The organism is Bradyrhizobium sp. KB893862 SZCCT0404, from assembly GCF_018130885.1.
Taxonomy (GTDB): Bacteria; Pseudomonadota; Alphaproteobacteria; order Rhizobiales; family Xanthobacteraceae; genus Bradyrhizobium; species Bradyrhizobium stylosanthis.
In genome coordinates this window covers 1,024,833-1,046,207 of the sequence record NZ_JAFCLT010000002.1, presented here as the reverse complement: position 1 = coordinate 1,046,207, position 21,375 = coordinate 1,024,833, and the positions used below count along the sequence as shown (strand labels likewise).

The window sequence follows — 21,375 nt, the reverse complement described above, 5'->3', positions numbered from 1 at the left end:
CGATGCCGGAAGGCCGCCACGTCGCCATCATCGGAGCCGGCGCGGTCGGCGTGATCAGCGCCATCGAGGCGCTGCGCGAGGGTCATCGCGTCACGCTGATCGATCCGGGCGAGCCGGGTGGCGAGCAGGCGGCAAGCTATGGCAATGCCGGCTGGCTGTCGTCGCATTCGGTGATCCCGCCGGCGGAACCCGGTGTCTGGAAGAAGGTGCCGGGCTATCTGATGGACCCGCTCGGGCCGCTGGCGATCCGCTGGTCCTACTTGCCGAAGGCGCTGCCCTGGCTGATCAAGTATCTGCTGTCGGGCTGGACCGAGGCGAAGGTCGAGAAGACGGCCTTTGCGCTACGCGATCTTCTCAAGGACGCGCCGCTGCTGCACCGGAAGCTGGCGGAAGAGGCGGGTGTTCCTGAACTGGTCGAGCGCAACGGCGTGATGCACGTGTTCCCGTCGCGCGGCAATTTCGACAATGATCTCGGCTGGCGCCTGCGCAAGAAGGTCGGCGTCCAGTGGATGGAGCTGAGCGCCGATGAGATGCGCCAGCGCGAGCCGGATTTGCACCCGCGCTACACCTTTGGCGTCGTGGTGGAGGAAGCCGGCCGCTGCCGCGATCCCGGTGCCTATGTCGCAGCCCTTGCCAATCATGCGATCGCGAATGGTGCCAAGCACGTGCGAGCCAAGGCGACGGGGCTGAAGCTGAACGGCAACAAGGTCGTGGCCGTTCTCACCGAGACCGGCGAGATTGCTTGTGACGCCGCCGTGGTCGCGGCTGGCGCGCATTCAAAACGGCTCACCGCATCGGTCGGCGATCCCCTGCCGCTCGAGACCGAGCGCGGCTATCACGTCATGATCGAGAATCCGGAATCAGGTCCGCGCAGCTCGATGATGGCGTCCGACGCCAAGATGGTGGTGAATTGGACCGACAAGGGCCTGCGCGCCGCCGGCACGGTCGAGATCGCCGGGCTCGAAGCCGCGCCGAACTGGAAGCGCGCCGAGATTTTGCGCAACCACCTTCTCGGCATGTTCCCGAAGCTGCCGAAGGACATTCCGGCCTCGCGCATCAAGACCTGGTTCGGGCATCGGCCGAGCATGCCGGACGGGCTGCCCTGCATCGGCCATGCCCGCGCCTCGCGTGACATCGTCTATGCCTTCGGCCACGGTCATGTCGGCCTGGTCGGCTCCGCCCGCACCGGCCGCCTCGTCGCGCAGCTCCTGAGCGGCAAGCAGCCCGAGATTCCGGTCGCACCGTTCGCACCCACCCGCTTCCTCTGAGATCGCGCCCATGACCTATCCTGCCAACTCGCCTTCTCGTATTGCCCGTGGCGGCAAGGCCGTCTACGGCGCGCCGCTCGGCATCCTGATGCTGGAAGCGCGCTTTCCCCGCATTCCCGGCGACATGGGCAACGGCACGACCTGGCCGTTCCCGGTGCTCTATCGCGTGGTGAGCGGCGCTTCGCCGGAGAAGGTGGTGCTGAAGGGCGCGGCCGGCCTGCTGCCTGATTTCATCGACGCGGCGCAAGACCTGGTGCGGCTCGGAGCCGAAGCCATCACCACCAATTGCGGCTTCCTCTCGCTGTTCCAGAAGGAGATCGCGGCAGCCGTCGGCGTTCCCGTCGCGACCTCGTCGCTGATGCAGGTGCCGTGGGTGCAGGCGACGCTGCCGCCCGGCAAGCGCGTCGGCCTCGTCACGGTGTCGGGCTCGACCCTGACGCCGGCCCATCTCGAAGGCGCGGGTGTGCCGCTCGACACCCCCCTGGTCGGCACCGAGCACGGCAAGGAGTTCTTCCGCGTCCTGATCAAGGCCGAGAAGGACGACATGGACATCGCGCAGGCCGAGCGCGACGTGGTCGAGGCCGGCAAGGAGCTTGTCGCCAAAAACCCTGATGTCGGCGCCATCGTGCTCGAATGCACCAACATGCCGCCTTATGCGGCAGCATTACAGGCCGAGGTCGGCTTGCCGGTCTACGACATCTATTCCATGATCACCTGGTTTCATGCTGGGCTGCGCCCGCGCGCCTTCGCCTGATTCCTTCTGTCGCAAAGCTCTGAACAAACTCGGCTAAACTCTGGTTTGCATTGCCATCGACCAACCAGCCCCGGTATATTGGGCTGTGTTCGGGCATGAATGCAGCTGATGATGAGCAACGTGGAACTGGCCTCCGATAGTATTGTCGATCGCGTCTATGAACAGCTCAAGGCGATGGCCGTGAGCTACGAGTTCAAGCCGGGCGAGCGGCTCAATGAGGGCGAGCTGGCCAAGCGCCTGGGCGTCAGCCGCACTCCGCTGCGCGAAGCGCTCAACCGTCTCAACACAGAGGGCTTCCTGCGCTTCACGCCGGGCAAGGGTTTCTTCTGCCGCGAGCTCGATGCCCACGAGATCTTCGATCTCTACGAGCTGCGCAAGTCGATCGAGGTCGCCTCGATCCGCCTCGCCATCAAGCGCGCGAAGGACGAAGACATCGACGCGCTGCTGAAATTTCTCGAAGCCACCGGCCCGGATCCCGGCGAGCGCACCTCGGTGGAGCTGGTCGAGCTCGACGAGACCTTTCACGAGCGGCTGATGGGCATGTCGAACAATGCCGAGATGCTGCGCGTGTTGCGCAACGTCAATGCCCGCATCCGCTTCGTGCGCTGGATCGACATGGACCGCATCAACCGCTCCAACACGCAAGCCGAGCACCGCGCCGTCGTCGAAGGCCTGAAGGCGCGCGACGAGGAAGCATGCGTTTCCGTGCTGGAAAAGCACATCGACCGCCGCCTCGATCGCATCACCTCCGCGATCAAGGAAGGCTACGCGCAGATCTACATGCCGGCAGCGGCGAGGACCGCGGCGAACTAGGCAGCGTGCCGCAGCGACGGCGCCCTTCCTTCTCCCCTTGCGGGAGAAGGTGGCATAGGCGGCCTTCGGCCGCCGTTCTTGAGAACGCCGAAGCAAGGCTTCGGCTACGGCGCGGATGAGGGGTATCTCTCCGCATCCACGGGTGCGCCTGACCGAGTCGAGACAGACGCCTCACCCAAGTGAATATGCGTCTCCTGCGGTGATGCCCTCTCCCGCAAGGGGAGAGGGCGCAGCAATGCGCATCGTCCCGCCCTCACACTATGCCATCTTTATCGGGACCGGATTCCGTGCTCATCTCGGCGTCGTCGCGGCCCGGGCCGGGTGTCTCATCCGGCGATAGCCGCAACGAGCAGCTATCCTGGAGTGAGACCATGAAACTATCCGGCAAGGTCGCCGCCATCACCGGCGCGGCGCGCGGCATCGGCAAGGCTTGCGCGAAGAGGTTTTTGGATGACGGCGTCAAGGTCGTCATCTCGGATGTCGATGCCGATGGCCTCGCCGCGACCGCGGCCGAGCTCGGACGGCCGGATGCGTTGCGCACCGTGGTCGGCAATGTCGCCAAACGCGCCGACGTGGACCTGCTCGTCGCAACCGCCGTGAAGGAATTCGGCCGGCTCGACATCATGGTCAACAATGCCGGCGTCGCCCGCAATCGCGACATCCTCGAGATTACCGAACAGGAATTCGACGAAATCATCGGCATCAATTTGAAGGGCGCGTTCTTCGGCGTGCAGGCGGCGGCCAAGCAGATGATCGCGCAAGGCAGCGGCGGCGGGGTCATCATCAACATGTCCTCCGTAAATGCGCTGCTCGCGATCCCGGCGCTTGCGACCTACGCCATGTCCAAGGGCGGCATGAAGCAATTGACGTCCGTGGCCGCCGTCGCGCTCGCCCCGCACAACATCCGTGTCGTCGCGGTGGGACCGGGCACGATCCTGACCGACATGGTGGCGTCGTCGATCTACACGTCCGACGATGCCCGCAAGACCGTGCTGTCGCGCACGCCGGCCGGCCGGGGCGGCGAGCCGAGCGAGGTTGCCTCCGTGGTGGCGTTCCTGGCCAGCGACGATGCGTCGTATATCACGGGGCAGACGATCTATCCGGATGGCGGCCGGCTGGTCCTGAACTACACGGTGCCGGTGAAGGAGAAGTAGGGAGCGGAACGCGCCACGTACTCGGTGTCATCGCCCGGCTTGACCGGGCGATCCAGTACTCCGTGACGCTTGTGATTGAACCGATGGGCTGCGGTGTACTGGATGCCCCGCCTTCGCGGGGCATGACAGCTACGATGAGGCGGGCTGCATGCCCTTCACTCCGCCGCCACCGTCATCCCATAGCCCAGCCGCTTTGAAATCCCGCCCGCGCAATCGCGCAACGCGTTGGCAATCGGGCTGTCCCAGCGCGCATCGAACGTGCCTTCCGGGCCCATCGCCGTGATGACCAGCGCGACATGGCCGGCATGGTCGAACACCGGCGCGGAGAACGCGTTGACGCCGGGCAGGGGATCGCCGAGCGCGCGCGCGAGGCCGTGCTTGCGGACCTCGGCCACCATGTCGGCGACCTTCGCGCCCTTGACGGCGCGCTTCGGGTTGTAGCCGACGCCGTGACGGTCGAGGCCGCTCTCGAGCGCGGCGTTGATGGTCTTTTCCGGCAGGAAGGCCGCAAACGCACGTCCTGTCGCCGTCTCCAGCAGCGCCATCACCGAGCCCGCGCGCATCACGATATGGACGGGCTGTCCGGGCTCCTCGAGCTGCACCACCGTCGGGCCATGCGTGCCCCACACCGCGAGCGACACCGCGTGCCCGATCTGGCTCGCAAGGCTCGCGATCTTCGGCCGTGCGATGCGCACGCCGGAGAGGCGGCGCAGGCTGATCAGGCCGAGCTCCAGCGCCAGCGCGCCGATCTCGTAGCGGCCGGTGGTCTCGTCCTGCTCGATCAGGCCGATGCGCGAGAAGCTGGCGAGATAGGGATGCGCCTTGGCCGGCGTCATGCCGGCCTCGCGCGCGAGATCGCGCAGCATCATCGGCTCGCCGCTGCGGGCAAGCGCCCGGAGCAGTTCTCCGCCGACTTCGATCGACTGGATGCCGCGGCTTTCTCTCTTCATGCGCCTCCGATGCGCTTAGCTTACGCCGCGTTGCGCCTCGCGGCGCTATCGGCGAGATGACGGCCGGCAATGTAGCCGAAGGTCAGCGCCGGCCCAAGCGTGATGCCGGCGCCGGGATAATTGCCGCCCATGATGCTGGCCATGTCGTTGCCGGCGGCATAGAGCCCGGGAATCACCCGGCCCTCGGCGTCGAGCGCGCGCGCATTCTCGTCGGTGACGATGCCGGCATAGGTGCCGAGATCGCCGACCACCATCTTGATAGCGTAGTACGGGCCGTTCTCGATCGGTGCGACGCAGGGGTTGGGGCCGTGCATGGCGTCGCCCTGGTAGCGGTTATAGGCTTTCGAGCCCTTGCCGAAGGCGGCGTCGTGACCGAGCGGCGCGGTCGCATTGAACTCCTTGACCGTCGCGGCGAATGCCTTGGCATCGATGCCGGCTTTCGCCGCGAGCGCTTCAAGTGAGTCGCCGCGCATGAGATAGCCGGTATCGAGATGATGACCCAACGGCATCGGGAACGGCGGCACGCAGCCGAGGCCGTATTTGCGCAGTGTGGGATGATCGCAGACGAGGTAGGCCGCGATCTCCTCTCCGGGCTTTGCCGCCTTGATCATGGCCTGGACGAAGTCGTGATAGGAATTGCCCTCGTTGGCGAAGCGCTTGCCGTCGCGCATCACCGCGATCACGCCGGGCTTGGCGCGATCGATGAAGTGCGGCATCACGCCCTTCGAGCCGTCCTTGCGCGTGGTCAGCGATACCGGCACCCACGCCGCCGCGTTCGGCAGGCGATCCTCGACATGTCCGCCGGCGCTTTCCGCAAGGCGCAGCCCGTCGCCGGTGTTGCCGGTCGGGCCCGGCGAGAAGTGCTCGTTGCCGGTCGGTGCGTGCGGAAACATTCTTTTACGCCGTTCGACATCATGCGGAAAGCCGCCGCAGGCAAGCACGACGCCCTGCCGCGCGCGGATGCGCACGTTGCGTCCTTCGCGCGACACAATTGCGCCGGTCACCGCGCCGTTCTCGACCGTCAGCTCGCGCACCGGCGAGGACAGCCACATCGGGATCTTCAGATCTTGCGCGGATTTCGCGAGGCGGCCCGCGAGCGCATTGCCGTTGGTCAAGGTCATGCCGCGGCCATAGCGCAGCACGTCCATCAGATGCCGCGACAGACGTTTTGCGACGTAGACCGCCGAGGTCAGCGACTTCGTCACGCGCATGAAATGGATGATCTCCTTGCCGCTTCCGAGCATCATGCCGAACACGGTGAGCTCGGGCAGGGGCATGCCGAGCGTCTTGATCTGGTCGCCGAGCTCGCGGCCGTCGAACGGGCGGGTCACCATGGAGCGGCCGCCCTGTGCGCCGCCGGGCGCTTCGGCGTGATAGTCCGGAAACACCAGCGGCATGTCGAAACGCAGCGCGGTCTTGCTGGTGAAGAAATCGACCGCTTCCGGGCCGGCGCTCAGGAACGCATCGACGCGCGCGGCGTCAAAATTGTTGCCGGCTTCATGGCGCAGATAGGTGCGCGCCTGCTCCGGCGTTTCCGCGATGCCATAGGCCTTCGCCAGCGAGGTGCCGGGGATCCAGAGCCAGCCGCCGGAGCGGGCGGTGGTGCCGCCGAAGCGCGGCTCCTTCTCGACGATCAGAACATTCAGGCCGCGAGAAGCCGCGGTGATCGCGGCCGACATTCCGGAGCAGCCCGATCCGGCCACGAGCACATCGCACTCGTATGTTTCGCTTGCGTTATGCTCGTTGCCGGTCATGTCTCATCTCACTTCTTCAGCAGCGGACATTTGGATTCGGAGACCGGACGGAAGGCGTCCTCGCCCTTCACGGTCTTGATGATCTCCAGATAGTCCCACGGCTCCTTGGACTGTTCGGGCGTCTTCACCTTGGCCAGATACATGTCGCGGATGACGCGGCCGTCCTCGCGGAGCTTACCACCGTGGACGAAGACATCCTCGATCGGCAGCTCGCGCATCTTCGCCATCACCTTGGCCGGATCGTCGGTGCCGGCGGCCTTGATGCCTTTCAGGTAGTGCAGCACCGAACCGTAGACGCCGGTCTGGATCATGGTGGCATCACCTTGGTCCGCTCGTAGAACTTCTTGGACCAGGCCCGCGTCGCCTCGTCCATGTTCCAGTAAGACGCCGTGGTCATGTAGGTGCCCTGCGCGGCCTTCAGGCCGATCGCATGCACGTCGGTGTCGAACATCAGCAAGCCGACAAGCTTCTGGCCGCCCTGGACCAGGCCGAACTCGCCGGACTGCTTGATGGCGTTATCGGTGTCCTGACCGGCATTGGCGAAGGCGACGACGTCGGACTTCGAGCTCTGCGCCTGCAGCGCAAAGGAGGAGAAGTCTGCGGTGTTGGTCGGATGCTTGACGCCGCCCAAGACCTTGCCGCCCATCTCGTTGATGAAGCGGGTGGCGTCCTTCTCGAGCTGCTGGCCGAAGGCATAGTCCGCGGTGATGAAGTACCAGGACTTGCCGCCTTCCTTGATGACGGCGGAGGCCGTCACCTTGGACAATGCATAGGTGTCGTAGGTGAAGTGCACGGTGTTCGGGCTGCACAGTTCGTCGGTCAGCGAGCTTGCGCCGGGCCCGGAGAGCAGGGCGATCTTGTTGCGCTCGCGCACCATGTTGTGCACGGCGATCGCGATGCCGGAATTGGGGATGTCGACGACGGCGTCGACCTTGCCGTTGTCGAACCAGCCGCGCACGATCTGCACGCCGACGTCGGTCTTCATCTGGTGGTCGGCGCTGATGATCTCGATTGGCTTGCCGAGCACCGTCGGCCCGAACTCCTCCACAGCTATCTTGGCGGCCTCGACCGAGCCCGGCCCTGAATTGTCGCGGCCCCAGCTCGACAGATCCGTCAGCACGCCGATCCGCACCGCGTCGTCGGAGACCTGCGCGGTGGCCGCGGACGTCATCGCAGCTGATGTCATGGCCGCGAGCATCGCGCAGGCCAGAAGCCCTCTCATCGTCGTTCCCTCTCTTTTATGGGCCACCTGGGGCGGCCGGTTTATTCGGGCGACAAATTAGATAATGGCAAATGAGTTTGTCAATGGCGAATAGGGCGGTTGGGCGGGTTCCACGATTGCCGAGGCGACGATCGCAGCGCTGTGCACCGCTGCCTCATCACCCGTCATTGCGAGCGCAGCGAAGCAATCCAGAATCCTTCCGCAGGCATTCTGGATTGCTTCGTCGCAAGAGCTCCTCGCAATGACCGATGAGGGGGCGGTGGCACCCAACGCTCTCGTGTCCCGGACGCGCTGCAGCGCTCTTGCGCTGCTGCGCAGAGCCGGGACCCAGAAGGCAACACGGGAAGGCGCAGTGACATGGGCCCCGGCTCTGCAGCGCACCGAAGGAGCGCTGCGCAGCGTCCGGTGCACGAGAGCGACCAAATGCGCGGGCAGGTTGCAACCATTCCCACGATTGGCCATGATGCCCTCTGGAATGATGGGGCAGGGCATGACGGCAGCAATTGGGGTCTCCACTTCGGCGGAGAGGTCGACGACGGCGCATGTGGTTTGGGCGAGTGCGCTTGGTACCGCGATCGAGTGGTACGACTTCCTGATCTACGGCACGGCCGCGGCCCTCGTCTTCAACAAGCTGTTCTTCCCGAGCTTCGATCCCTTCGTCGGCACGCTGGTGGCGTTCTCGACCTATGCGGTCGGCTTCGTGGCGCGGCCGATCGGCGGCGCCATCATCGGACATTACGGCGACCGGCTCGGGCGCAAGACGATGCTGGTGGCGACGATGATCGCGATGGGGCTCGGTACCTTCCTGATCGGCTGCCTGCCGACCTACAGCCAGATCGGCGTCTGGGCGCCGATCCTGCTGATCGCCTTGCGCTTCGTCCAGGGCATCGGGCTCGGCGGCGAGTGGAGCGGCGCGGTCGTGATGGTGATCGAGCACGCCGGAAACCGCCGCGGCTTCTATGGCAGCCTGGTGCAGATCGGCTTTCCCGTCGGCGTTGCCGCCTCCACCGGCATCTTCGGCCTGATGACCAAGCTGCCCGAGGCCGACTTCCTGAGCTGGGGCTGGCGCGTGCCGTTCCTGATCAGCATCCTCCTGGTCGGCGTCGGTTTCATCGTGCGCATGAGGCTTGCGGAGACGCCGCACTTCAAGGAGGTGGTCGAGCGCAAGGAGGTGCTGGCGCAGCCGGTATGGGAAGTGCTCCGCCGCGACTGGCGCAGCTTCCTGCTCGCGATCGGCATCACGGTGTCGGAGGTGGGGCTTGCCTATCTCCTCACCGTCTTCACGGTGGTTTATGCCACCACAAAACTCGGCCTGCCGCGTCAGGTTATCCTGGACGCGGTGGTCTATGCCGCGATCGTCGAGTTCGCGACGCTGCCGCTCGCCGGCTGGCTGTCCGATATCTTCGGCCGCCGGGCGCTGTATCTCGCCGGCGGCGTGTTCTCGGTGGCGCTGGCGTTTCCGCTGTTCTGGTTCCTCGACACCAAGGAGCCCGCGCTGATCACGCTCGCGCTCGTCGTCACGATGACGCTGACCCATGCGCTGCTGTTCGGGCCGAAGGCGGCCTTCATGCCGGAACTGTTCCGCACCCAGGTGCGCTACAGCGGCGCATCGTTAGGGGCCAACGTCGCGGCCGCGCTGAGCGGCGGCTTCTCGCCGTTGATCGCCACCGCGCTGCTGGCCTGGGCCGGATCGTACTGGGCGGTGTCGATCTACATCATCGCACTGTCGATCATCACGATCGTCGCGACCTTGATGGCGCCGGAGACGGCGCGCGACGCGCTTAAATCCTGAACTTCAGTGGCAGGCGGCCACGTCCTGCATCACCAGGAAGGTGATGCTGGCGGGCGGCAGGCGAATGCGGCCTGCGCGTGCAGCTTTCGGCGCGAGGCGAGGCAGATCGTCGCCGTCGGTCAGGGCGAGTGTCGCGCCGTTCAATTGCACGTTCGCGCTCTGGAGGCGGCGCGCCCGAAGTGTGTAGCGCTCGGCCCGCGCCGCCAGCGTCACTGCGTGCGATCCATGTTGCGAGCTGTTGATGAGAAGCACGGACGCCGCGCCCCTCGTCGTGGGATGGCAATGGGCATAGGCGTGAACCTGCGTCGAGGCCATGTTCGGGTCGAGCACGGTCGTTCCCATCAGGCGATGCCAGAGCAGTGCGGCCCAGTAATTGGGCCGTGGCCGAAATGTCTTTTCCTCGAGCAGGCCGTAGTCGCTCGCCGCGAGCGTGTTGTGCATCACCACCTGCACACCCGCCTTGGCCAGGCGGCCGAGCTGGTCGAGATAGCGAAAGCTGTCGAGAAAGGTCGCATCCCACGGATTGCCTCCGCAGGCGGCCGCCGCGGTCTCCGTCAGCCAGATCGGCTTGCCCGGCTCGAACGCGTCGCGCAGGCCGCGATGGACGGCGAGCACGGTCTCGGTCCGCGACAGCCAGTCATGGGACAGCGCCCGGGCCGGATCGTCGTGCACGCCGCAGCGGAGCGAGAGCGTGTTGTAGTGGTGATAGGAAACACGATCGAGACCCGGGCTGGACGCGGCCAGCAGATCGCGCGTCTTGATGCCGGAATCGCCGACCGAGCCAGGCCCTGCGATGAGCGTCTCCGGCGACGCGCGCTTCATCCATCTTTGAAAGATCTTGAAGTCGCGGCCATAGGCATTGGCGTCATATCCTGCCGGCGCACCATTGCTCGCTGCGAGCGTAGGCTCGTTCATGAATTCGGCGGCAGCGATGCGGCTGTCCAGCGATCGCGTGAAATCGAGGAGGCGCTGCGCCTGGCCCGGCGCCCAGACGCCGTCGGCGTCGCGGATGCCGGGGCTGACCGCGAAAGACGTCACGATCTCCGCATTGGCGATGCGTGCGAAGTCAACGACGCCGCGCCATTGCGTACGACCGAGCACGGTGTCGAAGCCGGCAGGCGGTGCGGCCGGCGGATCGTCGGTGTCGGCGAAAAAGGTGGCATTCGCCCAGGTGCCGCTCACGCGCAGATAGGCCGGCCCGAGTGCTGCGGCGAGCTTGCGCAGCCGCGTGTTGGCGAGATCGATCGGCGGCCGATAAGCGTAGCGATCGCGGCGACCGCCTCCTTGCGCATAGGGTCTCCAGAACCGCCCGCCGGTCACCTCCACCATCTCGACGTTGTAGGACTGAAAGCGTGGATCGATCGTGTCGATGACCCTCATCGCCTTGGGATCGACGATCTCCGCACCGGCTCCCGGCGATATCGCGATGGCGAACAATGCCATTCCGGGCGCGCGGATAGCGCACGCGGGTACGTTCAGACATCTCCACCAGATCTTCTGCATGGCTGGGTCCTGTCGCACGACCGATCCTAGCGCGTCGTCCGCATGATGCGCTGCGATATCAAGGCCAAAGGCGTTGCCCGGAGATGTCCGATCCATTATCGGTCGGTCCGACGCAACTGGCCGTCCCCTGGAGCATAAGACATGAAAAAAACCTCCTCACCCACGCGACGCGATCTGCTCGCAAGCGCCGCCGTGGTGACTGCAGCCGCCATCGCCGACACCTCTCCTGCAGCAGCGCAAGCCGGGCCGAAGCCGATCTTCGCCGTTCCGATGGTGACGATTCCGATCGTCGGCGAGACCCAGGTGTTCCAGGTCCGCCGCATCTACTGCATCGGGCGCAACTACGCTGCGCACGCGATCGAGCGCGGTTCGGACCCGAACCGCGAGCCGCCGTTCTTCTTCCAGAAGCCGACGGATGCGATCCAGAACGTCGCGGTTGGCGAGGTTGCCGACCATCCCTATCCGTCGCTGACCAAGAACTATCATCACGAGGTCGAGCTGGTGGCCGCGCTGAAATCCGGCGGCACCAACATCCCGGCCGACAAGGCGCTCGACCATGTCTACGGCTACGCGCTCGGCCTCGACATGACCCGGCGCGATCTCCAGAACGGCATGGCCGCGGAGAAGAAGCCCTGGGAGATAGGCAAGAGCTTCGACCACGCCGCGGTGATCGGCCCGATCCACCCGGCGAGCAAGACCGGCCATTTCGAGAAGGGCGCCATTTCGCTCGCGATCAACGGCACGGTGAAGCAGAGCTCGGACCTCAGCAAGATGATCTGGAGCGTCGCCGAGCAGATCGCGAAGCTCTCGGAAGCGTTCGAGCTGAAGGCCGGCGACATCATCTATTCCGGCACGCCGGAGAATGTCGGGCCGGTGGTGAAGGGCGACTTGCTCGTGTGCAAGCTCGAGGGCCTGCCTGACATGTCGATCAAGATCGTGTAGCCGCGGCAGCTTTCCTACCTCGCCCCGCTCGCGGGGAGAGGTCGGATCGCTCTTGCGATCCGGGTGAGGGGGTACAGGCTATCGACGAATTCCTGCGCGGAGGCAGCCCCTCACTCCAACCCTCTCAGCGCGAGCGAAGCTCGTCGCGGCCCCGTAAGAACGGGGCGAGGGCGTGTACCGCCGTTTTGTCGACGATGGTTCAACTTGGAGGGCAAGATGCTGCGGCAAGGTCTAATTTTTGCATTCGGTTTGCTCCTCCTCGCGACCGCCGCGAAAGCCGAAGGCCCCACCGACGTCGCACCCACCGGCACACTCCGCGTGGCGGTCGCCGTCGGCCCCGCCGCCTCCGCGTTCTGGACCACGCGCGATCCTTCGACCGGCAAGCCACGCGGCGTCACCGTCGAGCTCGCCAAGGCCGCCGCCGACAGGCTGCACGTGCCGCTCCAACTCGTCGAATACCAGAGCTCCGACGAGATCGCCGCGGCGAGCAGCAAGGACGTCTGGGATCTCTCCTTCATGCCGGCGGACGTGAAGCGCGAGGCGCTCGTCGACCAGGGTCCGGCCTATGTCGCCTATATGAGCGGCTATCTCGTGCGGGCCGGCTCGGACATTCGCACCGTTGCGGATGTCGATCGTGCCGGCATGCGGATCGGGTGTATCGAGGGAACGTCGACGTCGCGCACGGTCGAGAAGTCGATCAAGCAGGCGAAGCTGACGAAGTTCGTGAAGCCGGAAGAGGCCGCCGCCTTGATCGGCAAGGGCGAGCTCGACGCGCTCGCGATGGGCATGGGGGCCCTGGAAGACCTCTCGCGAAAGCTGCCGGGCACGAAGGTGCTGGACCAGGTGATCCAGTCGACCGGCGTCGTCGTTGTCGTGCCCAAGGGCAAAGCCGCGGCAAAGGTCTGGGCGGCGCATTTCCTTGATGAAGCCAAGGCGGACGGCACGGTGCGCCGCGCACTCGATGGCAACGGGTTCACCGGCGACAAGGTCGCGCCGTAGTTGCGGTGATCGGCGTCCGGCTTGCCCCTGAATTGCCGGAGTTCCCCGCGCGATTGCCCCGTGTTGGGCAACAGACAAACGTCCTGCGGCCATATTTCGGTAAGAAGTGATCTCCCGTGAGGGAGGCACTCCGATGAACAAAGCTCTGATCACTGCCGTCGTGCTGCTTGCGGGCGTGCCTGCAAGCGCTGCCGCACAGGAGCGTGCCGGTGCCGCGGCAATCGGAGCCGTGTCGGGCGCCGTGGTGCTGGGTCCGATCGGCGCGATCGCCGGCGCTGCGATCGGTTACACCGCTGGACCTGCAATCGCCCGGTCCTGGGGCGTGCGAGATTCGCGCTCGGCGCGGCAGCGGCCGCCGCCGCGTCGCGAGGCCAATCGCGCAGCCGGCACGCCGCCGCGCACGCGCCAGGCGATGGACGCCAGCGGCCAGATGAGAGCCGCCAGCAATCCGCCGGTGCAAGCCGCGCCGGCGCCGCAGCCGGTTCAAGAGGCTCCCGCAGCGCCCGTGCAGACCTCGGCGCCGCCTGCTCAGGGATTCGAATAAGGCCTCGGCGTCAGGCCGCGGTGGTCTTCGGCCGCAGCCGGTCGACCGTCCGCGCGATCAGCGCGGCCACGTCCGGCACCTTCGGGCCGATGCGAAATTCCGGTCCCGCAACGACGACCGACAGCCTGCGGTCGCCGATCGGCAGCGGGATCGCGGCGCCGGCGAGGTCGCGGCTGTAATCTGCAAAGCTCTGGCAATAGCCGCGCGAGATCGAGTTGCGCAGCTCGGTCTCGACCGCCTCAATGCTGATCGGCGTCGAGGGCCCGTACTGCTTGAACTCGATCTTGCGATAGACCGAGTCGCGCTCTTCCTGCGAATATTGCAGCAGCAGCGCGCGGCCGCTCGCGGTGGCGTGGATCGGCACGCGATGGCCGATGGTCGCGAAATAGCGGATCGCGGCCTTGGACTCGACGACGTCGATGAACACCGCCATCACGCCGGCCGGCGCCACGATGGAGGCGGTCTCGCCGGTCTCCGTCGAGAGATCGGAGATCAGCTGATGCGTCCAGGCCGGCAGCGGCTCGACCTCCGAGATCATCCGCGCCATGGCGAGCCACCGCGGCGTCGGATAGAAGCCGGCGCGCGGCCGCGGCTCGTAGAGATAGCCCTTCTCCGACAACGTCGCGAGCAGGTTGAAGGTCGACGAGCGCGGCCAGCCGAAATGATCGGCGATCTCGGCAAGCGTTGCCGGCTTCTTCACTTGCGCGAAGAACTCCATGATCTCCAGGACGTTTGCGGCTTGGCGAACGATCATGGCGAGGCTTGCAATCCTTTAACCCTGGCCGAGAATCTTCTTCGCGGCGCGAAGATGCGGCTTGTCGATCATCTGGCCGTCGAGCCGCAGCGTGCCGGAATTCGGATTGCTCGCGAACGCCGCGATCACCTTCTCCGCCCATGCGCGCTCGGCGTCGGTCGGCGCGAACGCCGCGTTGACGACGTCGACATGTTTGGGATGGATCAGCGCCTTCCCCGAAAAGCCATCACGCCGCGCAGCGCGCGTTTCGGCTTCGAGGCCCGCGAGGTTGTCGATGTCGGTATAGACGGTGTCGATCGGTGCGACCTCGGCCGCGGCGGCCGCCATCAGGCAGAGGTCGCGCGCGAGGCGGTAGGGGCTGTGGAACACGCCGCCGCTCGCTTTTTCGGTGGCGCCGAGCGAGGCCGAGAGATCCTCCGCGCCCCACATCAGGCCGGCGAGGCGAGGGGAGCAGCCCTTGTAGCTGCCGAGGCCGAAGATCGAGCTCGCGGTTTCCGTCGCGACGCAGACGATGCGGGTCGCGCCGACCGCGATGCCGGCTGCTGCTTCCAGCGCCTCGAGCCAGGTTGCGACCTGCCGCACGTCGTCGCCGCCCTGCGATTTCGGCAGCACGATGCCATCGGGCCGGCCCGGCATCACCGCGGCAAGATCAGCCAGCGTCATCCCGGTGTCGAGCGCGTTGACGCGGACATAGAGCTGGTGCGGGCCGGGACGGCTCTTCAGCATCGCCAGCGTCAGCCCGCGTGCTTCGGGCTTCTTGTCGGTGACGACGGAATCCTCGAGGTCGATGATCAGCGCATCGGCCTTGCCTTCGCTCGCCTTCTCGAATTTGCGCGGGGAATCGCCCGGCACGAACAGCATCGAACGCATCAGACCGGCCTCTTGTGCATCATCGCCATGCGGCGGCATTTGCCGACGATCTCGTCGTTCTGGTTCAGAGCGTGGTGCTCGAACTCGACGATGCCCGCCTTCGGGCGCGATTTGGATTCCCTCAACGAAAGCACCTTCGTCGTCGCCCGCAAGGTGTCGCCATGGAAGACCGGTTTCGGAAAGGTGACGTCGGTCATGCCGAGATTGGCGACGGTTGTGCCCATGGTCGTATCATAGACCGTCATGCCGATCATGATGCCGAGGGTGTAAAGGCTGTTGAAAATGCGCTGGCCGAACTCGGTCTTTTCCGCGAAATGCGCGTCGATGTGCAGCGGCTGCGGGTTCAGCGTCAGCAGGCTGAACATGGTGTTGTCCATCTCCGTGACGGTCCGGGTCAGCGGATGCCTGAACTCCTGGCCCACGGAAAAGTCTTCGAAATAAAGTCCGGCCATCGCGGTTTCCTCCCTGTGTTCTGCGATTTGGCCCGCGCTGCGGCTTTAAGGCGGCGCGGCCAGGTGAACTGCTTTTTGCTCTGCGAGCTGCTCGATCTCCTCAGTCGAGAGACCGGCCTCGCGCAAAATGTCGCGGCCGTGCTGGCCGAGCGTCGGGGCGGGACCGGCGGCTTCCGGCTGGGTCACGCTCCAGGTCGAGGGCACGCGCATCTGGCGGATGCGCCCCTCGACGGGATGCTCAACCGTCTGGAAGAAGCCGGTCGCCTTGAGGTGCGGATCGTCCAAAATCGTCTCCAGCGTGTGCATCGGCATCACCGGGATGTCGGCGCGCTCCAGGAGCTCGCGCCACTCCGCCGTGGTGCGCGTAGCGAAGATGTGCCCGATCTCCTCGTAGATCTCGTCGATATGTTTCGTGCGCGCGGCGTGGTTGGCGAAGCGCGGCTGCTCCAGGAAATGCGGCTGTCCGATCGCCTCGAAGAAGCTGCGCCAGTGCTTGTCGTTGTAGATGAGGACGCAGAGATAGCCGTCGCTGGTCTTGTAGGGCCGGCGATAGCGCGAGAGCAGGCGGGCATAGCCGCCATGGTCGAGCGGGGGATCGTAAGTCAGGCCGCCGAGATGGTCGACCAGCACGAACTCAGCCATGGATTCGAACATCGGCACGTCGATGCGCTGGCCGACACCCGTGCGCTGCTGGTGCATCAGCCCGCCCATGATCGCATTCACCATCATCAACCCGACGATGCGGTCGGCGATGGTGACGGGCACGTAGCGCGGCGTGCCGTCGCCGGCGGCGGCGAGCAGCGTCGGAATGGTGGCGGCGCCCTGGATCAGGTCGTCATAGGCGGGCTTTGCGGCATAGGGGCCGGACTGGCCGTAGCCGAACGCACCGACATACACGAGGGCGGGATTGATTTCGCGAAGCGTCTCGTAGTCGAGGCCGAGCCGCGCCATCGCCTGCGGGCGCACGTTGTAGACCAGCGCGTTGGCACGCTTGGCCAGTCGCAGCAGCGTGTCGCGGCCTTCCGGCTTCTTCAGATCGAGCACGATGCTGCGCTTGCCGCGATTGGCGTTGTGGAACATCCCGCCCATGCCGGGTGTGCGACCCGGGCCGATCTGGCGAACGATGTCGCCCTCGGGGCTTTCGACCTTGATGACGTCGGCGCCCATGTCCGCGAGCACCTGGGTGCCGTAGGGGCCCATCAGCACCGAGGTCAGGTCGAGAACGGTGAAGCCGGCGAGCGGTCCCATGGGGCCTCGTGAGATGAATTCATATACGTGGAGTTAGAGTTCAGAAAACGCTGGTGTCAATTCAGCGTAGTCGGCCAGGCGCGCATAGCGCCATGCGTAGTTCATATACTTGACAGATAAATTCACATATATGTACATTTTCCTCAAGCAAGAAATGGAGCGAGGGCCGGACGGTGCTGCAGCAAGCCGCTGCCGCCTTCGGCATGGGGACGCGTTAGGGAGAACCAAATGAAGAAGAACCTGGCCTGGGCCGCCGCCGCGCTCGCGCTTTCGCTGCCGGTCTCGACACTTCAGGCTCAGGCGCTCGAGCTGAAGGTCGCCGACAGCTTCCCCGCCGGCCACTACCTCGTCCGCCTGCTGCTCAAGCCCTGGATGGACGACGTCACCAAGCGCACCAACGGCGCGGTGACCTTCACCTATTATCCCAACCAGCAGATCGGCAAGGCGGCCGACATGCTGCGCCTGACCCAGTCGGGCGTGGTCGACATCGGCTACATCGGACCGTCCTATGTCTCCGACAAGATGCCGCTGTCGGAAGTCGCGCAATTGCCGGGCGCGTTCGCGACCAGCTGCCAGGGCACGCTCGCCTACTGGAAGACCGCGCGCGAAGGCATCCTGGCCAAGCAGGAATACGCACCGAACAAGATCAAGCTGCTGATGGCCGTGGTGCTGCCGCCCTATCAGGTGTGGACGGTCAAGTCGAAGGTGGAATCCACCAAGGACATGCAGGGCCTGAAGCTGCGCACCACGGGCGGTGCGCAGGATCTGACGCTGCGGGCGCTCAACGCCGTGCCGGTGCGCATGGCCGCGCCCGATGCCTATGAGTCGCTGTCGCGCGGCACGATGGACGGCCTGCTGTTCCCGCTCGACAGCGTCGTCTCCTACGGTCTCGACAAGCTGGTCAAGCACGCCACCGAAGGCGTCAGCTTCGGCAGCTTCATCGTCGCCTATTCCATCAACCAGTCGGTCTGGAACAAGCTGCCCGACGACGTGAAGAAGGCGATGGACGAAGCCTCGGAGGCGATCACGCCGAAGGCCTGTGCCGACGTCGACAAGGAAGGCGAGGTCACCAAGAAGCAGATGCAGGATGAAGGCGTCAGCTTCGATCCGCTGCCCGAAGCGACGCGCGCCGAGATCAAGGACAAGCTCAAGGGTGTCGGCAAGGAATGGGCAAGCGGGCTCGACAGCCGCGGCAAGCAGGCCTCCGCCGCGCTGAAGGAGTTCGAGGACCTGCTCGCCGCCGGCGGCACGAAGTAATCCGACAGCAACGAGGGAGGCGCGAGAGGTGATCAAGCGGGCAGGAGATGTGCTCGGCGCGCTGGAGCGCGCGCTGACGGTGATCGCAGTGGTGTTCCTGTTCGCGATCATGCTGCTGGTGGTGACAGACGTGTTCATGCGCTACGCGCTGAACAGTCCGTTCGCCTTTACCTATGACCTGATCGGGCTCTATCTGCTGGCCGGCGTGTTCTTCTTCACGCTGTCGGACGGCCTGCGCGAGCATGCGCATGTCGGCGTCGATATCCTGCTCTCTCGCTTCTCGCCGGCGGGCCGGCGGCTGTCGGAGATCGTCACCGCACTTGCGGGCCTGTTCGTGTTCGTCCTGATCTGCAAGGTCGGGTTCGAGCGTGCGCTGGAGAATTACGAGCAGCACGATGTGCTGGCCGGCGCGATTGCCTGGCCGACCTGGATCTCGGCGGCGCTGGTCCCGTTCGGCTGCGGCGTGCTGGTGCTGCGGCTGGCGCTGCAACTCGTCGGCAATGTGCTGAGCCTCGTCAGCGGCCGGGACCTCTATCCCCTGCCGCCGGTCGCCGGCGTTGGCGAAGCGCGATCCTTCGAGTAACGGGCGATATCCATGACACCTTTCATCGTTCTTGCCCTGCTGTTCGGCCTGCTGGCCCTCGGCACGCCCGTCGGCTTCGCCATGGCCTTTGCCGGCTCGGTCGGCCTCGTCATGGTCGGCGGCTGGTCCACCCTGTTCGGCATCCTGCAAACCGCGCCGCTCTCGACCGTCTCCTCCTACGAGCTGATCACCATCCCGATGTTCCTGCTGATGGCGGATCTCGTGCTGCTGTCGGGTGTCGCTGACGATCTGTTCAAGACCGCCTCGGCCTGGGTCGGCCGCATTCCCGGCGGTCTCGGCATGGCAACGGCACTCGCCGGCGCCGGCTTCGGCGCGATCTGCGGCACCTCGACGGCCTCGGCCGCGACGCTGTCCTCAACCAGCCTGCCCGCGATGATCCGCCAGGGCTACGAGCCGAAGATGGCCGCCGGCGTCGTCGCGATCTCGGGCACGCTGTCGATGCTGCTGCCGACCAGTGTCGCACTGGTGATCTTCGGCCTGCTGGCCGAGGTGAACATCGGCAAGCTCCTGATCAGCGGCATCATCCCGGCGATCCTCGTCACCATCACCATCATGGCCACGATCTATTTCCTGGTCTGGCAGGACCCTGCGCGCGCACCGGCCGCGAAGTCGGTGCCGTGGCGCGAGAAGTTTGCGCTGCTGTGGCAGGTTTCGCCGATGGTGGTGCTGTTCTCGATCGTGACGGGCACGATCTATCTCGGCGTCGCCACGCCGACCGAGGCGTCCGCTTTCGGTGCGTTCGGCGCGTTCCTGCTCGCGATCGTCAAGGGCAAGATCACGCCGTCATCGCTCTACAGGACGCTGCTGCGCGCCAGCCACGGCACCTGCATGATCATCATGATCCTGGTCGGTGCCTCGATCTTCGGCTATTTCTTCACGCTCACCCATGTGACGCAGGATCTCGTCGCCTGGATCGGCAGCTTGCCGACCTCGCGCTGGGTGATCATCACGCTGATCCTGTGTGGCTACATCGTGCTCGGCTCCTTCATGGATCAGATCGCGATCCTGGTTCTGACCGTGCCGATCGTGCTGCCGCTGATCAAGACGCTCGGCTTCGATCCGATCTGGTTCGGCGTCATCAAGATCGTCACCGCCGAGGTCGGCATGATCACGCCGCCGGTCGGGCTGAACTGCTTCATCGTCGCCCGCTACGCCAAGCGGCCGGTCGCGGAAGTCTTCCACGGCACCTTCCCGCACTTCATCGCGCACCTGATTGCGATCGCGATTCTGGTGGCGTTTCCGTCTATCATCCTCTGGCTGCCCTCGCAGATGGGGCGCTAGGATCGGAGCCCGGCTCCCAATAAGGAGAACAAGAACATGGATTTCGCGCTTACCGATCAGCAGGAAGCCATCCGCGATGCCATCGCAAAGATCTGCGAAGGCTTTCCCGATGCCTACTGGCTGAAGAAGGACCACGACGGCGGCTTCCCGCACGACTTCCACAAGGCGCTGGCGGATGCCGGCTGGCTCGGCATCTGTGTGCCCGAGGAATATGGCGGCTCGGGGCTCGGCATTACCGAAGCCGCGATCATGATGCGCACGATCGCGGAGTCCGGCGCCGGCATGTCCGGCGCCTCCGCGGTGCATATCAACGTGTTCGGTCTCAACCCCGTCGTCGTGTTTGGCACCGAGGAGCAGCGCAAGCGCATGCTGCCGCCGATGGTCGAGGGTCGCGAGAAGGCCTGCTTCGCCGTCACCGAGCCCAACACCGGCCTCAACACCACGCAGCTCAAGACCCGTGCGGTCGCCAAGAACGACCGTTACATCGTCAACGGCCAGAAGGTCTGGATCTCGACCGCCCAGGTCGCGCACAAGATCCTGCTGCTGGCGCGCACCACGCCGCTGGAGGAGGTGCGCTCGCCGACCCATGGCCTCAGCCTGTTCTATACGGATTTCGACCGCAAGAAGATCAAGGTCCACGAGATCGAGAAGATGGGCCGCAAGATCGTCGATTCCAACGAGCTGTTCTTCGAGGATTTTGAAATCCCGATGGAGGACCGGATCGGTGAGGAGGGCAAGGGTTTTCAGTACATCCTCGAAGGCATGAACCCCGAGCGCATTCTGATCGCGGCGGAAGCCGTCGGCCTCGGCAAGCTGGCGCTGTCGCGGGCGACCGAATACGCCAAGACGCGCGTGGTGTTCAATCGCCCGATCGGCAAGAATCAAGGCATCCAGCATCCGCTCGCGGTGAACTGGGTCGAGCTCGAAGCGGCCTGGCTGATGGTGATGCAGGCGGCCTGGCAATACGACAAGGGCCTGCCCTGTGGCGCCGGCGCGAACGCGGCTAAATATTTCGCGGGCGAAGCCGGGTATCATGCCTGCGAGCAGGCGGTGATGACCCATGGCGGCTTCGGCTATGCCAAGGAATTCCACGTCGAGCGGTACCTGCGCGAAGTGTTGATCCCGCGCATCGCGCCGGTCAGCCCGCAGCTCGCGCTCAGCTTCATTGCGGAAAAGGTGCTCGGGCTCGCCAAGTCGTACTAGGCTGCGCGGAG

Annotated in this window: 19 protein-coding genes and 1 pseudogene; 12 read left to right on the top strand and 8 right to left on the bottom strand. The window is 65.4% G+C overall.

Annotated elements, in window-relative coordinates; genetic code table 11:
- Nucleotides 1-2 precede the first annotated feature (2 nt).
- The 4 genes from JQ617_RS13690 to JQ617_RS13675 all read left to right on the top strand — a co-directional run bounded on the left by JQ617_RS13690 (nt 3) and on the right by JQ617_RS13675 (nt 3,989).
- A complete protein-coding gene (locus JQ617_RS13690; protein ID WP_212026744.1) occupies nt 3-1,268 on the top strand; it encodes an NAD(P)/FAD-dependent oxidoreductase in 1,266 nt (421 codons plus the stop codon).
- 10 nt (nt 1,269-1,278) lie between these two features.
- Nucleotides 1,279-2,022, top strand: a complete 744-nt coding sequence (locus JQ617_RS13685) for an aspartate/glutamate racemase family protein (RefSeq protein ID WP_212026743.1) — start codon at nt 1,279-1,281, stop codon at nt 2,020-2,022.
- A gap of 108 nt (nt 2,023-2,130) precedes the next feature.
- The gene (locus JQ617_RS13680) at nt 2,131-2,835 is read left to right on the top strand and encodes a GntR family transcriptional regulator (protein WP_249156982.1); all 705 of its coding nucleotides are present in this window, start codon (nt 2,131-2,133) and stop codon (nt 2,833-2,835) included.
- Between the two features lie 371 nt (nt 2,836-3,206).
- Nucleotides 3,207-3,989 carry an SDR family NAD(P)-dependent oxidoreductase gene (locus tag JQ617_RS13675; protein ID WP_212026741.1) on the top strand — a complete coding sequence of 261 codons (783 nt, stop codon included), beginning with the start codon at nt 3,207-3,209 and terminating at the stop codon, nt 3,987-3,989.
- A 155-nt stretch (nt 3,990-4,144) separates the two neighbouring features.
- Here the strand turns inward: JQ617_RS13675 and JQ617_RS13670 are convergent, their stop codons facing one another.
- From JQ617_RS13670 to JQ617_RS13660, 3 genes and pseudogenes are all read right to left on the bottom strand, one after another.
- Nucleotides 4,145-4,939 (bottom strand): IclR family transcriptional regulator, encoded by a 795-nt coding sequence (locus JQ617_RS13670; RefSeq protein ID WP_212026740.1) that lies wholly within the window; start codon nt 4,937-4,939, stop codon nt 4,145-4,147.
- Between the two features lie 20 nt (nt 4,940-4,959).
- The gene (locus tag JQ617_RS13665; RefSeq protein ID WP_212026739.1) at nt 4,960-6,693 is read right to left on the bottom strand and encodes an FAD-dependent oxidoreductase; all 1,734 of its coding nucleotides are present in this window, start codon (nt 6,691-6,693) and stop codon (nt 4,960-4,962) included.
- Nucleotides 6,694-6,701: 8 nt separating this feature from the next.
- Nucleotides 6,702-7,915 (bottom strand): annotated as a pseudogene (locus tag JQ617_RS13660) (ABC transporter substrate-binding protein).
- A gap of 490 nt (nt 7,916-8,405) precedes the next feature.
- Here JQ617_RS13660 and JQ617_RS13655 point away from each other — a divergent pair.
- Entirely contained in the window at nt 8,406-9,707 is a 1,302-nt protein-coding gene (locus JQ617_RS13655; protein WP_212026738.1) for an MFS transporter, read from the top strand.
- Between the two features lie 3 nt (nt 9,708-9,710).
- Here the strand turns inward: JQ617_RS13655 and JQ617_RS13650 are convergent, their stop codons facing one another.
- Nucleotides 9,711-11,150, bottom strand: coding sequence for a glycosyl hydrolase family 79 N-terminal domain-containing protein (locus JQ617_RS13650; RefSeq protein WP_249156981.1), 1,440 nt, complete (start codon nt 11,148-11,150; stop codon nt 9,711-9,713).
- 201 nt (nt 11,151-11,351) lie between these two features.
- Between JQ617_RS13650 and JQ617_RS13645 the strand changes: the two genes are divergently transcribed.
- The 3 genes from JQ617_RS13645 (at nt 11,352) to JQ617_RS13635 (ending at nt 13,695) form a co-directional block, all read left to right on the top strand.
- Nucleotides 11,352-12,152, top strand: coding sequence for a fumarylacetoacetate hydrolase family protein (locus tag JQ617_RS13645; protein ID WP_212026736.1), 801 nt, complete (start codon nt 11,352-11,354; stop codon nt 12,150-12,152).
- Between the two features lie 216 nt (nt 12,153-12,368).
- Nucleotides 12,369-13,151 carry a transporter substrate-binding domain-containing protein gene (locus tag JQ617_RS13640; RefSeq protein WP_212026735.1) on the top strand — a complete coding sequence of 261 codons (783 nt, stop codon included), beginning with the start codon at nt 12,369-12,371 and terminating at the stop codon, nt 13,149-13,151.
- A 133-nt stretch (nt 13,152-13,284) separates the two neighbouring features.
- Entirely contained in the window at nt 13,285-13,695 is a 411-nt protein-coding gene (locus JQ617_RS13635; protein WP_212026734.1) for a hypothetical protein, read from the top strand.
- A gap of 10 nt (nt 13,696-13,705) precedes the next feature.
- Here the strand turns inward: JQ617_RS13635 and JQ617_RS13630 are convergent, their stop codons facing one another.
- The 4 genes from JQ617_RS13630 to JQ617_RS13615 are packed head-to-tail and all read right to left on the bottom strand — an operon-like array spanning nt 13,706 to nt 17,019.
- Nucleotides 13,706-14,449 carry an IclR family transcriptional regulator gene (locus JQ617_RS13630; RefSeq protein WP_212026733.1) on the bottom strand — a complete coding sequence of 248 codons (744 nt, stop codon included), beginning with the start codon at nt 14,447-14,449 and terminating at the stop codon, nt 13,706-13,708.
- 18 nt (nt 14,450-14,467) lie between these two features.
- Nucleotides 14,468-15,319, bottom strand: coding sequence for an HpcH/HpaI aldolase/citrate lyase family protein (locus JQ617_RS13625; RefSeq protein WP_212026732.1), 852 nt, complete (start codon nt 15,317-15,319; stop codon nt 14,468-14,470).
- On the bottom strand, nt 15,319-15,798 hold the full coding sequence (locus JQ617_RS13620; RefSeq protein ID WP_338025202.1) for a MaoC family dehydratase: 480 nt from the start codon (nt 15,796-15,798) through the stop codon (nt 15,319-15,321). The genes JQ617_RS13625 and JQ617_RS13620 overlap by 1 nt, the downstream gene beginning before the upstream one ends.
- Nucleotides 15,799-15,816: 18 nt before the next feature.
- Nucleotides 15,817-17,019: a CaiB/BaiF CoA transferase family protein gene (locus JQ617_RS13615; protein ID WP_212026731.1), complete on the bottom strand. Its 1,203-nt coding sequence runs from the start codon at nt 17,017-17,019 to the stop codon at nt 15,817-15,819.
- A 228-nt stretch (nt 17,020-17,247) separates the two neighbouring features.
- Here JQ617_RS13615 and JQ617_RS13610 point away from each other — a divergent pair, with 228 nt between their 5' ends.
- The 4 genes from JQ617_RS13610 to JQ617_RS13595 are packed head-to-tail and all read left to right on the top strand — an operon-like array spanning nt 17,248 to nt 21,364.
- Nucleotides 17,248-18,276: a TRAP transporter substrate-binding protein gene (locus tag JQ617_RS13610; protein WP_212026730.1), complete on the top strand. Its 1,029-nt coding sequence runs from the start codon at nt 17,248-17,250 to the stop codon at nt 18,274-18,276.
- A 28-nt stretch (nt 18,277-18,304) separates the two neighbouring features.
- On the top strand, nt 18,305-18,859 hold the full coding sequence (locus JQ617_RS13605; RefSeq protein ID WP_212026729.1) for a TRAP transporter small permease: 555 nt from the start codon (nt 18,305-18,307) through the stop codon (nt 18,857-18,859).
- Between the two features lie 12 nt (nt 18,860-18,871).
- Nucleotides 18,872-20,161 carry a TRAP transporter large permease gene (locus tag JQ617_RS13600; protein WP_063689832.1) on the top strand — a complete coding sequence of 430 codons (1,290 nt, stop codon included), beginning with the start codon at nt 18,872-18,874 and terminating at the stop codon, nt 20,159-20,161.
- 36 nt (nt 20,162-20,197) lie between these two features.
- Entirely contained in the window at nt 20,198-21,364 is a 1,167-nt protein-coding gene (locus JQ617_RS13595) for an acyl-CoA dehydrogenase family protein (RefSeq protein ID WP_212026728.1), read from the top strand.
- The last annotated feature ends 11 nt before the right edge of the window (nt 21,365-21,375 follow it).